Here is a 15,069-nt window from a genome sequence, read left to right as displayed (position 1 = left end):
AGGAACATCTCCAGGCTACCTGACGAGGGGGCGATACTTGATGCGGTGCGGCTGGTCCGCACTCGCGCCAAGTCGTCGCTTCTTGTCCGCCTCGTAAGCCTGGAAGTTGCCCTCGAACCACTCGACATGGCTGTCGCCCTCGAAGGCGAGGATATGCGTCGCCAGACGGTCGAGGAACCAGCGGTCGTGGCTGATCACCACCACGCAGCCCGCGAACTCCATCAGCGCCTCTTCGAGCGCGCGCAGCGTATCCACGTCGAGGTCGTTGGTCGGCTCGTCGAGCAGCAGCACGTTGTGCGGCTCGCGCAGCATCTTCGCGAGGTGCACGCGGTTGCGCTCGCCGCCCGAGAGCACGCCGACGCGCTTCTGCTGGTCGGCGCCTTTGAAGTTGAAGGCGGCGGTGTAGGCGCGCGAGGCGATGCTGCGCTTGCCGATGTTGATCGTGTCGTCGCCACCCGAGATCTCCTGCCAGACAGACTTGTTGTCGTCGAGGCTGTCGCGCGACTGGTCCACGTAGCCGAGGTTCACGGAATCGCCGACCGTGAGCGTGCCGGCATCCGGCGTCTCGTTGCCGGTGATCATGCGGAACAGCGTGGTCTTGCCCGCGCCGTTCGGGCCGATGACGCCGACGATGCCGCCCGGCGGCAGCTTGAAGGAAAGGTCGTCGATCAGCAGGCGGTTGCCATAGGCCTTCCGCAGGCCCTCTGCCTCGATGACCTTGCTCCCCAGGCGCGGGGGCGGCGCGATCATGATCTCGATCTCGCCCGGACCACGCTCCTGGCTCTTCTCCAGCAGCTCCTCGTAGCGCGAGATACGCGCCTTGCTCTTGGCCTGGCGGGCAGAGGGGCTGCGCCCGATCCACTCCTGCTCGGCGGCCAGGGTGCGGATGCGGGCCGTGTCCTCGCGGTTCTCCTGCTCCAGGCGCTTGCGCTTGGCTTCCAGGTACGACGAGTAGTTGCCCTGGTAGGGGAAGCCGCGGCCGCGATCGACCTCGAGGATCCAGTTCGTCACGTTGTCGAGGAAGTAGCGGTCGTGGGTGACGACGAGCACGGCGCCCGGATAGTCGCGCAGCGTGTGCTCCAGCCAGGAGACGCTCTCGGCGTCCAGGTGGTTGGTCGGCTCGTCGAGCAGCAGCAGGTCGGGCTTCTCCAGCAGCAGGCGGCACAACGCCACGCGGCGGCGCTCACCGCCCGAAAGGTTGGTCACCGCGCTCTCGGCGGGCGGGCAGCGCAGCGCGTCGAGCGCGATGTCCACGCGGCGGTCGAGCTCCCAGCCGTCGGCGGCGTCGATCGCCTCCTGCAGCGTGCCCTGCTCGGCGAGGAGATCGTTCATCTCGTCCTCGCTCATCTCCTCCATGAAGCGCTCGGAGATCTCGTTGAAGCGCTTGAGCTGCGCCTCCAGCGTGGCGAAGGCCGCGCGCACGTTCTCGCCGACCGTCTTGGTCGGGTCGAGCTGCGGCTCCTGCGGCAGGTAGCCGACGCGCGCGCCTTCCGCGGCCCAGGCCTCGCCGCCGAAATCCGTGTCCATGCCCGCCATGATCTTCATGAGGGTGGACTTGCCCGCGCCGTTCGGACCCAGCACGCCGATCTTGGCGTCGGGCAGGAAGGAGAGGGTGATGCCTTTGAAGACCTCGCGGCCGCCGGGGTAGGACTTGGTGAGGTCCTTCATGACGTAGACGTATTGGTAGGCGGGCATGCGGGGACCTCGGGGAGCTGGAAGGATTGCCGCTTCTAACCCCTGCGGGCGGCAGCGAAAAGCATGGGCAAAGCGTCATGTGGCCCTGGGCTTGCCGCAGCGCAACATGCGCACACCTGTCCGGCATGCCGCCCCGCTCCGTCCTGCTCAGCCTCGCCAGCGCCTATTTCGTGCTGGGTGTCTCCTCGCTCGCCGTGGTCGGGCTCGTGCCGCCCATCGCGAACGACCTGCACGTCGCCCCGGCCTCGGTCGCGCTGCTGGTGACGGCCTTCGCGCTGACCTATGCCGTGGTCTCGCCGCTCAGCCAGATGGTGATCGGCCATTGGGAGCGCCGGAGCCTCATCCTGACCGGCCTCGGCCTCATGGCGGCCGGCCTGCTCGGCAGCGGCCTGGCGCCCGACTACCCCACGCTCTTCGTCGCGCGGATGGTGATGGCGGCCGGCGCCGTGCTCATCGGCCCCATGGCCTCCGCGACGGCAGCCAGCCTCTCCCGGCCGGAGGAGCGGGGGGCCGCGCTCGGCGCCGTCTTCGGCGGCATGACGCTCGCCACCGTCATCGGCGTCCCGGCCTCGGGCTGGATGGGCTCCTTCGTGGGCTGGCGCGAGACGATGGGCGTACTGGCGGTGGTGGCCGTGGCGGCGGCCGTCTGGGTGCGGCTGGCGGTGCCCGGCGCCTCGCGCGGCCAGCGCAGCTCGCTGGCCGACATGCGCGAGATCCTGGGCGACCGCATCGTCGCCTCGGCCATCGGCGTCGCGATGTTCCAGATGGCCGCGCAATTCGCGACCTACGCGCTGATCGGCGCCTATCTGACCGAGGTCTTCCGCATGCCCGCCTCCTGGGTGCCGCTCGGGCTGGCCATCTTCGGCATCGGCGGCGTGGTGGGGAACGCGATGGCCTCGCGGCTGATGCTGAAGGTCGCGCCCGTGCGGATGGTGGGGATCGGCCTCGTCGCGCTCGGCGCCTGCATGGCCGCCTTCCTGGTGGCGCCGCCCTGGGCCTGGCTGGCGCTGCTGCTGATGCTTCTCTGGGCCATCTCGGGCATGTCGCCCATCGCGGCGGGGCAGGCCTGGCTCTTGCAGCTGGCGCCGGGGAACCTCGTCCTCGCGCTCAACGCGGCGGCCATGTACGTGGGCATCGCGGGCGGCTCGGCGCTCTCGGGCCTCACCTACACCCTGGCGGGCGCGGCGGCGCTGCCGCTGGCCTCCCTGCTGACGGTGGGGATCGCCGGGCTCTGCTACCGCATCGCCCGGCGCGGTTGAACTCAGCGGCCTGAGGCCGGGCCGCGAGGCCTAGGCCGCGGGTGGGGCCGCCCGGCATCTAAGGGCATGGGTCGTTTCCGCGACGCGGGAAGGATCAGGCATCCACGTACTTGATGACGCAGCCATAGGCCGGCGTCACCGCGCGCTCGATCTGGCGGCCTTCCTGCACCGCGATCATGGCATCGCGCAGGAAGGGCTCGGCGCGGGCCACGTCCTCGACGCGGGTGGAGCGGATGCTGTCGATGGCGCCCATGTAGCGCAGGCGCCCCTCGGCATCGATCACGTACATGCCGGGCGTGGTCGTCGCGGCATAGGCGCGGGCCGCCTGGCTGCGGTGGTCGAGCAGCACGGCCGCCGGCGCGGCGTTGCGGCTGCGCGTCAGCTCCTGCGCCTGCGGGCCGGTCACATAGCCCTGCTCGCCCTGCGGCGAGGACGCCATGGAGAGCCACACGATGTTGCGGCTCGCCGCCTCGCGCTGGAGGTTCTGCATGTTGCTGCTGTTGTAGTGCTTCCGCACATAGGGGCAGTCATGGTTGGTCCATTCCAGGACCACCACGCGCCCGCGGAACTCCGCGAGGCTGCGCGTGTTGCCGGACTGGTCCGGCAGCGAGAAGGCCGGCGCGGGCGCGCCGATGGCGGGCGCGGCGGAGGCCAGGGCGGGCAGCAGGGGCAGGGTGGCGGCGCCCAGCATGGCGCCACGGCGGGTCAGCGTGACCATCTTCGCGAGCTCCTTCATGATTGGGTGGATGCGCGACGCTATCGCGCTGCGGCATGCCCGACAATGAAATTATGAACTTCCTGAAATGTCAGGCCGGGCCGCCTCGGCGCCGAGTCACGCGCGGGGCGTCGCTCCCGCAATCGCTTGCAGGACCATCCCCTCGGTGAGGATCTGCGGCAGGATCACGGGCTCGCCGCCGCGCGCCGGATACAGCAGGTAGAGCGGTACGCCGTCCCGGCCATGGGCGCGCAGCAGGGCGGTGATGGCCGCGTCGCCATTGGTCCAGTCGCCCGTCAACACGGTGATATCGTTGGCGGCAAAGGCTGCGCGCACCGCCGCCGTGTCCAGCGCCACGCGCTCATTCACCTTGCAGGAGATGCACCAGGCGGCGGTCAGGTTCACGAAGACCGGCCGCCCCTCCCCGCGCAGCTCCTCGACGCGCGCGGCACTCCAGGGCTGGCCGAGCTGCGCGGCGGCAGTCGCGGCACCCGGCCCGCCGGAGCGCAGCAGGGGCAGCAGCGCCAGCGCGCCGATCAGCGCGAGGCTGGCGCCGCCCAGGAACCAGCGCCGAGCGGCCCCGCCCTGCGCGAGGCCGAAGGCCCAGGCCGCCATGCCCACCAGCACCCCGCCGATCAGCACCATCAGCGTGCCGTCCGGCCCCGCCTGCTGCGCCACCACCCAGACGAGCCAGGCCGCAGCGGCATACATCGGAAAGGCCAGGAACTGCTTCAGCCGGTCCATCCAGGCGCCGGGCCGCGGCAGCACCCGCGCGAAGCCCGGGAAGACGCCCAGCAACGCATAGGGCAGCGCCAGGCCCAGCCCCATCGCCGCGAAGACCGCGAGGGTCGCGGAAGGCGGCATGCTCAGCGCCGCGCCGATCGCCGCCGCCATGAAGGGCGCGGTACAGGGCGTGGCCACCAGCACCGCCAGCACGCCGGCGAAAAAGCTGCCCGCCTTGCCGCCCTTGGCCGCGAGGCCCGAGCCCGCCGAGACCGGCCCGCCGATGGCATAGACGCCCGAGAGGTTGAGCCCGACCGCCAGCATCAGCCAGGCCATGCCGGCCACGAAGACCGGGGAGGTGAACTGGAAGCCCCAGCCCGCCACCGCGCCCGCCGCCCGCACGCCCAGCAGCGCGCCCCCGATCGCCAGGAAGGAGAGGACGACGCCCGCCGTGTAGCTGGCGGCATGCGCCCGCACGACGCTCTGCGCCGCACCCGCGAGCCGTGCCACCGCGATGGCCTTCATCGCCAGGATGGGGAAGACGCAGGGCATGAGGTTGAGGATCAGCCCGCCCAGCGCGGCGAAGAGCAGCGCCTGCCACAGCGGCAGGCCGGGCGCATCGGCCGGGACCGGCCCGTTCGGGGCGCTGACCCAATAGGCGCTGCGGACGCCGGCCGCATCCGTGATGGCGATGACGCCCTCGACCTCCCGCGGAATGCCCCCCTGGCCCCGCTCCAGCGCCAGCCGCAGCCCGCCTTCGCGCACGGAGAGCCGCTGCGGGGCGGCGTTGTTGATGACCAGCTCCTCCAGCGGGAAGAAGAAGGCCTCGCGGAGTGAGCCGGGCTCGATGCCCAGCCCCTCCAGGCTCAGGGCCCCGCGAGGGCCGTCGAAGCCGATCCGGGCCGTGAAGGGCGAGGGCCGCGGGATGGCGGCCTCGGCGGCGGCGAAGATCACGGGAGAGGACGGGCGGGCCTGCGCCTCGACCGGCAGGTCGAGGGTGAAGCGGCCTTCCTCGGGGATGCAAACGCGCTCGCAGATCAGCCAGTCGGCGGCCGCCTCGATCCGCTGGATCCGGCCGGGCACGAGATCGGCTGGCGGGCGGATCTCCATGAGGAAGACCGCCTCGTTCTCGTAGCCGAAATTCACCAGCGGCCCGAAGGGGATGCGGTGCGGCGCGGGGAACTGAAGCTCGCCCGCCACCCAGCCTTCCGGCAGCTCGGGCGTCAGCGCCGGCGGCTGGCCGGCGTCGCCGGGGTTGCGCCAGTAGGTGTGCCAGCCCGGGGCCATCTTCTGGCGCAGCGCGATGCGGAAAGGCTGGCCGGGCGCGATGGCCGCCGCGTCGGAAAGAAGCGTGACGGTCGCCCGCGGCGAGGTTACCGCCGCGGATTCCAGGGCCATTCCCGGCCCGGCAAGACCGAGCCAGAGGGCGAAGGCGGCGATCAGGGCGCGCATGGCTCCTGCTAACGGCAGGGGGCGCCCAGCGGCAAGAAGCAATTCGTCACACCCGCCCCGCAACATTCCCCGGCACGATGACCCTTGTGGCCAAAAGATCACGTTTCATATGAGTTGCGGCAAGCTGGAAACTGCGAGGTTGCCACCTTGTTGGACGCTCAGCCTACCCAGTCCGGAGAATCGACATGACCCCCTTCAAAACAAGCCTTCTCGCGGGCGCCGCCGCGCTCCTCGGCCTTCCCGCCGTGGCCTCGGCCCAGTCCACGGGCTTCATGGATAACTTCCGCCTCGCGCCCCAGCAGACGGTGTCCGGTTTCTATATCGGCGCCGGCGCGGGCGGGAACTTCATGGAGAACTCCACGCTCCGCAGCGATTCCGCGCTGGCTGGCGGGCTTGCCGCCCGCGGCATCCGCGGCCGTGGCGATGCCATCTACGAGCCGGGCTTTGCCGGCGTGCTCTCCGTGGGCTGGGGCTTCGGCAACGGCCTCCGCGCCGAGATCGAGGGCAATTTCCGCCAGAACGACTTCCGCAAGGTCGGTGGCTTCGCGGGTGCCGGGCTGAACAACCGTGCCGGCGGTATCGAGCGCAGCTACGGCGTCATGGGCAACCTGCTCTATGACTTCCGTATCCCGGGCGCGCCCTGGGTGGTGCCCTATATCGGCGCCGGCGTCGGCTATGCCTGGCGCGACTGGACCCGCATGCGGGCCAACAGCCCGAGCGGCGCCATGGTGTCGAGCGGCGTCGAGGGCGGCCTGGCCTACCAGGCCATCGGCGGCTTGGCCTTCCCGATCGCCCAGGTTCCCGGCCTCGCCGTGACGGCGGAGTACCGCTACTTCGCGATGGAGCCGATGAACTACGGCACGCGCGTGGTGAACACCGCGAACCAGGGCGTGGCCGGTGGCCGCCTGCGCAGCGAGAGCGCCAACCACTCGGTCCTGGTCGGCCTGCGCTACGCCTTCAACCAGCCGGCTCCGCCGCCGGCGCCGGTCGTTGCCCCGGCTGTGGCGCCCGCCCCGGCCCGTACCTTCCTGGTCTTCTTCGACTGGGATCGCTACGACCTGACGGACCGCGCCCGCCAGATCATCTCCGAGGCGGCGAACAACTACCGCACCGTCGGCTCGACGCGGATCGAGGTCTCGGGCCATGCGGACCGCACCGGCACGCATGCCTACAACCAGCGCCTGTCCGAGCGCCGCGCTTCCGCCGTCGCGGCGGAGCTCGTGCGCCAGGGCGTGCCGCAGGGCGCGATCACCACGCAGGGCTTCAGCTTCGACCGCCCGCTGGTGCCGACGGCCCAGGGCGTGCGCGAGCCGCAGAACCGCCGCGTGGAAATCGTCCTGCGGTAAATCGCTGGATCGAAACGGAAAGGGGCCGCCGGAGAGATCCGGCGGCCCTTTTTCATGGGCGCATGCGCGCTTGAATTTAGAGGATCATTTTCCTAGAATGCCGCCCGCCAACGCCCGACCCGCGCCCGGAAGACGCGCGGGCAACGGGTAAGATAGTAAGATGGTAAGATAGTAAGATAGTAAGGCACCCCTCCGGTCGCACGGCGACCGCGCCGCCCCATAAGCCAACGCCGCCGGGCGAACCCGGCGGCGCGGCGAAGCCAGGCGGCGTATGCCGCCGCCCGGCGTTGGAGGGCGCAAAAACTAGTGCGCCAGGATGGCCAGCAGCAGCAGCGCCACGATGTTCGTGATCTTGATCATCGGGTTCACGGCGGGCCCGGAGGTGTCCTTGTAGGGATCGCCCACGGTATCGCCGGTGACCGCCGCCTTGTGGGCGTCGCTCCCCTTCCCGCCGAAATGGCCTTCCTCGATGTACTTCTTGGCATTGTCCCAGGCGCCGCCGCCGGTGGTCATCGAGATGGCGACGAAGAGGCCCGTCACGATCACGCCCAACAGCATGGCGCCCAGCGCCGCGAAGGCCGAGGCCTTGCCCGCGATGGCATAGATCAGGAAGTACCAGACGATCGGGCTCAGCACCGGCAGCAGCGAGGGCACGATCATCTCGCGGATCGCGGCCTTGGTGAGCATGTCCACGGCCCGGCCGTAATCCGGCTTGTCCGTGCCCTCCATGATGCCCGGCTTCTCGCGGAACTGGCGGCGGACTTCCTCCACCACCGCCTGCGCCGCACGGCCCACCGCCGTCATGCTCATGCCGCCGAAGAGATAGGGCAGCAGCCCGCCGAAAAGCAGGCCGACCACGACGTAGGGATTGGCCAGCGAGAAGTCGATCGCGCCCAGGCCCGCGAAGTAGGGATAGGCCGTGGGATTGCTGATGAAGTAGGCGAGGTCCTGCGTATAGGCCGCGAAGAGCACCAGGGCGCCGAGGCCCGCCGAGCCGATGGCATAGCCCTTGGTGACCGCCTTGGTCGTATTGCCCACGGCGTCCAGTGCGTCGGTCGTCACGCGCGTTTCCGGCGGCAGGCCTGCCATCTCCGCGATGCCGCCGGCATTGTCCGTGACGGGGCCGAACGCGTCGAGCGCCACGATCATGCCCGCCAGCGCCAGCATGGTCGTGGTCGCGATGGCGATGCCGTAGAGGCCCGCCAGCGCGTGGGCGCCGATGACGCCCGCGATGATGACGAGCGCGGGCAGCGCCGTGCTCTCCATGCTGACCGCGAGGCCACGGATGACGTTCGTGCCGTGGCCGGTCTGCGAGGCCTCGGCGATGCTCTTGACCGGGCGGTAGTCGGTGCCCGTGTAGTACTCGGTGATGATGACGATGGCCGCCGTCACCACGAGGCCGACGGCGCCGCAGAGGAACAGGCTGAAGGCGCCGAAGCTGTGGCCGCCTGCCGTGACGGTGCCAGTCCCGAAGAAGATGAAGGAGAGCGGCAGCAGCGCGATCAGGCTCAGGATGCCCGTGACCGTGAGGCCCCGGTACATCGCCCCCATGATCGACTGGTTCGCCGGCAGCTTCACGAAGTAGGTGCCGACGATGGAGGTGATGACGCAGACCGCGCCGATCGCCAGCGGGAAGAGCATGCCGGAGGCCCGGCCCGCCTCGGTGAAGCTGATGGCCGCGAGCACCATGGTGGCCACGGCCGTCACGGCATAGGTCTCGAAGAGGTCGGCCGCCATGCCGGCGCAGTCGCCGACATTGTCGCCCACATTGTCGGCGATGGTGGCGGGGTTGCGGGGGTCGTCCTCGGGAATTCCGGCCTCGACCTTGCCCACCATGTCACCGCCGACATCGGCGCCCTTGGTGAAGATGCCGCCGCCGAGACGGGCGAAGATGGAGATCAGGGAAGCGCCGAAGCCCAGCGCGACCAGGCTGTCGATCACGACGCGGGAATTCGGGGCATAGCCGCCCAAGACGACCAGCACGAAGAAGTAGATGGCGACGCCGAGCAGGGCCAGGCCCGCCACCAGCATTCCGGTGATGGCCCCCGACTTGAAGGCGAGGTCGAGACCCGCGGCCAGACCATGGGTGCTGGCCTGGGCGGTGCGGACATTGGCCCGGACCGAGACGTTCATGCCGATGAAGCCCGCGACGCCCGAAAGCACCGCGCCGATCAGGAAGCCCACCGCCACGGTGCCGCCGAGCAGGGCAAATACCAGGATGAACAGCACGACGCCCACGGCGCCGATGGTCATGTACTGGCGCTTCAGATAGGCCGAGGCGCCCTCCTGAATGGCTTGCGCGATCTCCTGCATCCGGGCGTCGCCGGCCGGTTTCGCCATGATTTCCTTGGTGGTGATCCAGCCATAGGCCAATGAAGCGGCCCCTAGGAGGATGACCAGCAGTAGCGTCACTGTGATCACTTAGACACCCTTCCCTGTTTTCTTCGCAGCTTTGGCGCCGCGATTCTCAACAGGTTAGGCTGCGGCCATGCGGCGGCGCAATGGAGCTTGGGGGCCCTCGCGCAGTGGCCGTTTTTATGGTTGAAGCCGCGCTGTTCGAAATACGCCCCGACCTGGAGCTCCTGATGAACCTCAATGCGATTCCCATCGGCAAGAACCCGCCGGAAGACCTCAATGTCATCATCGAGGTCGGGATCGGCGGTGAGCCCATCAAATACGAGATGAACAAGGAGGCCGGGACGCTCTTCGTCGACCGCTTCCTGCACACGCCCATGCGCTACCCGGGCAATTACGGCTTCGTCCCGCATACGCTCAGCGACGATGGCGACCCGATCGACGTGCTGGTGGCGAATACCCGCCCCATCGCGCCCGGCGCGGTCATCAATGTCCGCCCCGTGGGCGTGCTGAAGATGGAGGATGACGGCGGCCAGGACGAGAAGATCATCGCCGTCCCCTCGCCCAAGCTCACCAAGCGCTACATCAACGTCCACACGATCACGGACCTGCCGCAGATCACGCTGGACCAGATCCGGCACTTCTTCGAGCACTACAAGGATCTGGAGCCCGGCAAGTGGGTGAAGGTCATCGGCTGGGGCGGCGCCGAAGAGGCCAAGACCCTGATCCTCGAGGCGATCGAGCGCGCCAAGAAGGCGGGCTGAGTTCCCGGGCGGGACGGGGCGCTTGCCGTCCCGCCCGGAATCGCCGCACAAGGGCGGTCCCTTCGCGCCTGTAGCTCAACTGGTTAGAGCGGGCCGCTCATAACGGCTTGGTTGCGGGTTCAAGTCCTGCCGGGCGCAAGGGCCCGACGAATGGCGGCACCGAAATGGCTTTCGCGCCCCCGCCCCTTCGCCTTTAATGGCCGCCCGATCACCAACCATGTGTTCGTCCGCGCGTTCGCCCGGTGAGTCGGCGCCCGCGTGGGCCCGCCGTGAGGAGCGACGCCATGTCCGATGGGGAGCCTTCCGCGCCGAAACCCCTCCGGATGAGCCATCCGGAGGAAGGGTCCAGCAAGGGAGAAGGTTGGGCCGTGATGCGGGGCGCCGCCCTGATCATCGGCAGCATCGCCGTGGTGAGCTTCGTGCTCTACTTCCTCGCCAATCTCTGATCAGACCCGCAGGCGGTCCGGGATCGGCAGGCCCAGCCTGTCGGGGACCGGCCACTCCTCGCGCACGGTCCGCAACTTGCGGAAGCCGGCCTTGTAGTAGTTGGGCAGGGCGCGCGGGTGGTCAGCGGTGCAGGTGTTGACCGTAAGGGCCGAGCATCCCTCACCCCAGGCCGTGGCGACGGCATGCATCAGGAAGGGCATGCCGACGCCGAGGCCGATGGCCGGCTTCATCAGGCCGAAATAGGCGAGGTTCGTGACCGAGCCCCCGCGCCGGTCGAGCTCGTAGAAGCCCAGTTCGCGCTCGGCGTCGCGCAGCACGTGGATACTGATGGCGCGATCCGCCAGCAGGGCGTCGAGCTCCGCATCGGTCAGGGTGTGCCGCAGCCACCAGACATATTCGTGCCCGACATCGGAGTAGAGCTGGCGGTAATGCGCGACCGTGCAGCGCGGGAAGAGTGTCTGCACGGAAAGGCCTTCCGGCAGCGCCGGAAGGGGCCCCTTGGGGGGCCCATCCATCCGCAGGAAGGTCACATCCACCGCGATCCGGGTGGTAGGCTCGACGAGGCGGATCATGTTTCCAGGAAGCTGCGAAGCTTACGGGAACGGCTGGGGTGCTTGAGCTTGCGCAGCGCCTTCGCCTCGATCTGGCGAATACGCTCGCGCGTCACGTTGAACTGCTGGCCGACCTCTTCCAGCGTGTGGTCGGTGTTCATGCCGATGCCGAAGCGCATGCGCAGCACGCGCTCCTCACGCGGCGTGAGCGAGCCGAGCACCCGGGTCGTGGCCTCGCGCAGGTTGGACTGGATCGCGGCATCCAGCGGGATGATCGCGTTCTTGTCCTCGATGAAGTCGCCGAGATGGCTGTCCTCCTCGTCGCCGATCGGCGTTTCGAGGGAGATCGGCTCCTTGGCGATCTTCAGGACCTTGCGGACCTTCTCCAAGGGCATGCCGAGCTTCTCGGCCAGTTCCTCCGGCTGCGGCTCGCGGCCGATCTCGTGCAGCATCTGGCGCGAGGTGCGGACCAGCTTGTTGATCGTCTCGATCATGTGGACCGGGATGCGGATGGTCCGCGCCTGGTCGGCGATGGAGCGCGTGATGGCCTGCCGGATCCACCAGGTCGCGTAGGTCGAGAACTTGTAGCCGCGGCGGTACTCGAACTTATCGACCGCCTTCATCAGGCCGATATTGCCCTCCTGGATCAGGTCCAGGAACTGCAGGCCGCGGTTGGTGTACTTCTTGGCGATGGAGATCACGAGGCGGAGGTTCGCCTCGATCATCTCCTTCTTCGCCTGGTTCATGTCGCGCTCGCCGGCGGAGACCGTCTTGTAGACACGGCGAAACTCGCCGACCGGCAAGCCGGTGGCCGAGGCGATGGCGCTGATCTCGACGCGGACGTGCTCCAGATCCTCGCGGGCCTTCAGCGCGAAGGCCGGCCAGGCCTTGCCCTTCAGCTTGGCCACGCGGTCGAGGAAGGTCGGGTCCAGCTCCGAGCCGATCCAGTGCTCCAGGAACTCCTCGCGGCGGACCTTCTGGGCCAGCGCCATGCGCAGCACCTGGCCGTCCAGCGTGTTGAGCTTGCGGTTGAGTCCCTTGAGCTGCTCGACCAGCTCCTCGATGCGGTTGTTGTGGAGATGAACCTTCTCCACGAGCGTCACCAGCTCCTGCCGGGACTTCTCGTAGGTCTTCTCCGAGCGGCCAGCCAGCTCCTCGCCCGAGGTGTAGGCGTCCATCCGCTTCGAGGAGAGCTTGTTCAGCTTGGTGAAGATGGTCTGGATGGCTTCGAAATTCGCGAGGACTTCCGGCTTCAGCTTCTCTTCCAGCGCGGAGAGCGACAGGCCGACACCCTCGCCTTCCTCGCCTTCCTCGAACTCCTCGGGCTCTGGCGGCGTGCCCTCGGGATTGTCGGCGTTGTTCGTGGCCTCGAGGTCGATGACGTCGCGCAGCAGCATGCGGCCCTCGCGGACCGCGTCATGCCAGGCGACGATGGCCTTGAAGGTCAGCGGGCTCTCGCAGAGGCCGCCGATCATCATGTCGCGGCCGGCCTCGATACGCTTGGCGATGGCGATCTCGCCCTCGCGCGAGAGCAGCTCCACGCTGCCCATCTCGCGCAGGTACATACGGACGGGGTCGTCGGTGCGGCCGAGGCTTTCCTCGTCGACGTTGCCGCCGGACTCCTCCTCCTCCTTCTCCTCGTCCTCGGACTTGGCGGCCTTGGGCCCCTCGCCCTCCTCGCTCTCCTCGGCCTCGACGACGTTGATACCGGCCTCGGACAGGGAGGACAGCGTGTCCTCGATGAATTCCGAGCTGACCTGCTCCTGCGGCATCGCGGCGTTCACCTCGTCATAGGTGACGTAGCCGCGCTCCTTGCCGCGGGCGATCAGCTTCTTGACGGCAGCGGAGGTGATATCGAGCAACACGCCCTCGACCGCTTCCTCGCGGGCCTCGGCCGTATCGCTGCCATTCGCCGTCTTGCTCGCCATCCGCTGCTCCATCCACTCCGGGGGAATACCCCCAAGTCGTTACTAACCGGCTTCCCCTGGCTCGGCTTCGGCTTCGCCGCGCCGGAGAGCCTCCAATGCTTCCCGCAGCCTGATCAGCCGCGTCTGGGCACCGGGGTCGTTCGTCGCCGCAAATGCCGACTGAGCTGCCCGAGCATCCTCGGCCAGCTCCGCCTCACCTCGCAGGAAGCCAAATATCTGCCAGAACGCATCCAGCGCCTCTTTGGGCTGCGCCTCCGGCCGGGCCTCCATAGGCAGTCCCGCGGCACGCAACACCCATTGACTAGCCGAAGCGGCCCCACTCTGGCCGAGTTGGGCGATCAAATCCCCGGAGTCAAGGCGCTCACCCTCTTGGACCCAAGCCAAAAGCACATCCCTCACCTGCTGGGCCGGTCCCGGGGGCAGTTCCAGGAGCGACAAAGGCTCCTCCACGTCGTGCAAAAGATCCGGGTGGTGGATGCAGATGGCCAGCAGGATCCGGGCTCGCTCCGCCTTCACGGCCTCGGCATCCGGAGCCGGGCGAGGGTGCCGGGGGGCCGTCCGCAATCCCGGCCGCTTGGTCAGGGAGAAGAACCGGTCCAGCAGGGAACGGCGGAATTCGGCGGCCAGCGCCTTGTCGGGGATGGCCTGGGCGGCGGCACCGAGCCGGTTCCGCAGGGCGGCCCGCGCCTCCGGCCCCTCCGGAACCTTGGCGCCGACGATGAGGGTGAACAGCGCCTCCGACAGCGGCTGCGCCGCATCCAGCGCGGCCTGGAAGGCGCGGGGACCGGATTTGCGGATCAGCGTGTCCGGGTCCTCGCCGGAGGGCAGGGTCACGAAGTGGAGAGTGTGCTCGGGCGAGAGCAGCGGCAGGGCGACCTCGGCGGCACGGGCGGCGGCGCGAACGCCCGCGGCATCGCCGTCGAAGCACAGGACGGGTTCGGGGCTCACCTGCCACAGCGCCTTCAGCTGATCCTCGGTCAGCGCGGTGCCCAGCGGCGCGACGGCGCCCATGAAGCCCGCCTGATGCAGGGCGATCACATCCATGTAGCCCTCGGTCACGATCAGGCGAGCGCCGCGAAACACCCCTTCCCGCGCGAGGTCCAGGGCGTAGAGGTTGCGGCGCTTGGAGAAGAGCGCGGTCTCCGGTCCATTGACGTATTTCGGCTGGCCATCGCCCAGGATGCGGCCGCCGAAGCTCACGCTCCGTCCGCGCCGGTCCCGGATGGGGAACATGACGCGATTGAAGAAAAGATCGACGAGGCGGCCTTCGTCGCGCTCTTGCATCAGCCCGGCCTCGACGAGCTGCGCGGGCTGGATGCCGAATTCCCGGAGCTCGGCCGCCAGCACCCCGCGCCCGGCGCCGGACCAGCCGATGCCGAACTTCGCGATGGTCTCGTCGCTCAGGCCGCGCTTGCGGAGATAGGCCAAGGCCTCCGCGCCTTCCGGGGTGTGGAGACGCCGGACATAGCTGGCCTCGGCGGCCTGAAGCACGTCGTGAAGATCGCGCGCGCGCCGGTCCCGGGCGGCAGCCTCCGGCGAAGGCTTGGGGACGTCCATCCCCGCCTCGGCCGCCAAGCGCTCCACGGCATCCATGAAGCCGCCGCCTTCGGCCCGCATGACATAGGCGAAGGCGTCGCCATGGGCGCCGCAGCCGAAGCAGTGGAAGCTGTCGTCATAGACGTAGAAGGAGGGCGATTTCTCGCCGTGGAAGGGACAAAGGCCCTTCCAGTTGCGGCCCGAGCGCGTGAGCTTGACGCGGCGTCCCACCAGGCCGGGCATGGGCGTCCTGGCGCGAAGCTCGTCTAGGAAACTGGGGGGAAGTGCCATGGGGGCG

The 15,069-nt window shown here is 69.0% G+C and carries 11 protein-coding genes and 1 tRNA gene; 5 read left to right on the top strand and 7 right to left on the bottom strand.

Annotation, left to right across the window (positions count from 1 at the left end; all coding sequences use genetic code 11):
• Positions 1 to 15 precede the first annotated feature (15 nt).
• On the bottom strand, positions 16 to 1,695 hold the full coding sequence (gene ettA, locus WJM96_RS04680) for an energy-dependent translational throttle protein EttA (protein ID WP_424811261.1): 1,680 nt from the start codon (positions 1,693 to 1,695) through the stop codon (positions 16 to 18).
• Between the two features lie 125 nt (positions 1,696 to 1,820).
• On the opposite strand from ettA, the gene WJM96_RS04675 reads away from it, so the two are divergent.
• Positions 1,821 to 2,954, top strand: a complete 1,134-nt coding sequence (locus WJM96_RS04675) for an MFS transporter (RefSeq protein WP_424811260.1) — start codon at positions 1,821 to 1,823, stop codon at positions 2,952 to 2,954.
• A 94-nt stretch (positions 2,955 to 3,048) separates the two neighbouring features.
• Here WJM96_RS04675 and WJM96_RS04670 read toward each other — a convergent pair whose 3' ends face one another.
• Both WJM96_RS04670 and WJM96_RS04665 read right to left on the bottom strand, forming a co-directional pair.
• Complete coding sequence (locus tag WJM96_RS04670; protein ID WP_424811259.1) at positions 3,049 to 3,690, bottom strand: redoxin domain-containing protein; 642 nt, start codon at positions 3,688 to 3,690, stop codon at positions 3,049 to 3,051.
• Positions 3,691 to 3,786: 96 nt separating this feature from the next.
• Complete coding sequence (locus WJM96_RS04665; protein WP_424811258.1) at positions 3,787 to 5,844, bottom strand: protein-disulfide reductase DsbD family protein; 2,058 nt, start codon at positions 5,842 to 5,844, stop codon at positions 3,787 to 3,789.
• A gap of 185 nt (positions 5,845 to 6,029) precedes the next feature.
• Here WJM96_RS04665 and WJM96_RS04660 point away from each other — a divergent pair, with 185 nt between their 5' ends.
• On the top strand, positions 6,030 to 7,190 hold the full coding sequence (locus WJM96_RS04660) for an OmpA family protein (RefSeq protein WP_424811257.1): 1,161 nt from the start codon (positions 6,030 to 6,032) through the stop codon (positions 7,188 to 7,190).
• Between the two features lie 303 nt (positions 7,191 to 7,493).
• Here WJM96_RS04660 and WJM96_RS04655 read toward each other — a convergent pair whose 3' ends face one another.
• On the bottom strand, positions 7,494 to 9,611 hold the full coding sequence (locus WJM96_RS04655) for a sodium-translocating pyrophosphatase (protein ID WP_424811256.1): 2,118 nt from the start codon (positions 9,609 to 9,611) through the stop codon (positions 7,494 to 7,496).
• 164 nt (positions 9,612 to 9,775) lie between these two features.
• Here WJM96_RS04655 and ppa point away from each other — a divergent pair, with 164 nt between their 5' ends.
• The 3 genes from ppa to WJM96_RS04640 all read left to right on the top strand — a co-directional run bounded on the left by ppa (position 9,776) and on the right by WJM96_RS04640 (position 10,755).
• Positions 9,776 to 10,309, top strand: coding sequence for an inorganic diphosphatase (gene ppa / locus WJM96_RS04650; protein WP_424811255.1), 534 nt, complete (start codon positions 9,776 to 9,778; stop codon positions 10,307 to 10,309).
• Positions 10,310 to 10,373: 64 nt separating this feature from the next.
• Positions 10,374 to 10,447 (top strand) — tRNA-Ile (locus tag WJM96_RS04645).
• 146 nt (positions 10,448 to 10,593) lie between these two features.
• Entirely contained in the window at positions 10,594 to 10,755 is a 162-nt protein-coding gene (locus WJM96_RS04640; RefSeq protein WP_424811254.1) for a hypothetical protein, read from the top strand.
• On the opposite strand, the gene WJM96_RS04635 is transcribed toward WJM96_RS04640, so the two are convergent.
• The 3 genes from WJM96_RS04635 to dnaG are packed head-to-tail and all read right to left on the bottom strand — an operon-like array spanning position 10,756 to position 15,062.
• Positions 10,756 to 11,328, bottom strand: a complete 573-nt coding sequence (locus WJM96_RS04635; RefSeq protein WP_424811253.1) for a GNAT family N-acetyltransferase — start codon at positions 11,326 to 11,328, stop codon at positions 10,756 to 10,758. It abuts the gene before it with no gap.
• The gene (rpoD, locus tag WJM96_RS04630; RefSeq protein ID WP_424811252.1) at positions 11,325 to 13,235 is read right to left on the bottom strand and encodes an RNA polymerase sigma factor RpoD; all 1,911 of its coding nucleotides are present in this window, start codon (positions 13,233 to 13,235) and stop codon (positions 11,325 to 11,327) included. The genes WJM96_RS04635 and rpoD overlap by 4 nt, the downstream gene beginning before the upstream one ends.
• A gap of 42 nt (positions 13,236 to 13,277) precedes the next feature.
• Positions 13,278 to 15,062 carry a DNA primase gene (dnaG, locus tag WJM96_RS04625; RefSeq protein WP_424811251.1) on the bottom strand — a complete coding sequence of 595 codons (1,785 nt, stop codon included), beginning with the start codon at positions 15,060 to 15,062 and terminating at the stop codon, positions 13,278 to 13,280.
• Positions 15,063 to 15,069 lie beyond the last annotated feature (7 nt).

The organism is Roseococcus sp. YIM B11640, assembly GCF_049727625.1.
Classification (GTDB): Bacteria; Pseudomonadota; Alphaproteobacteria; order Acetobacterales; family Acetobacteraceae; genus Roseococcus.
Note: the sequence above shows the minus strand (reverse complement) of the source record. Positions and strands in the feature narration are given on the sequence as shown.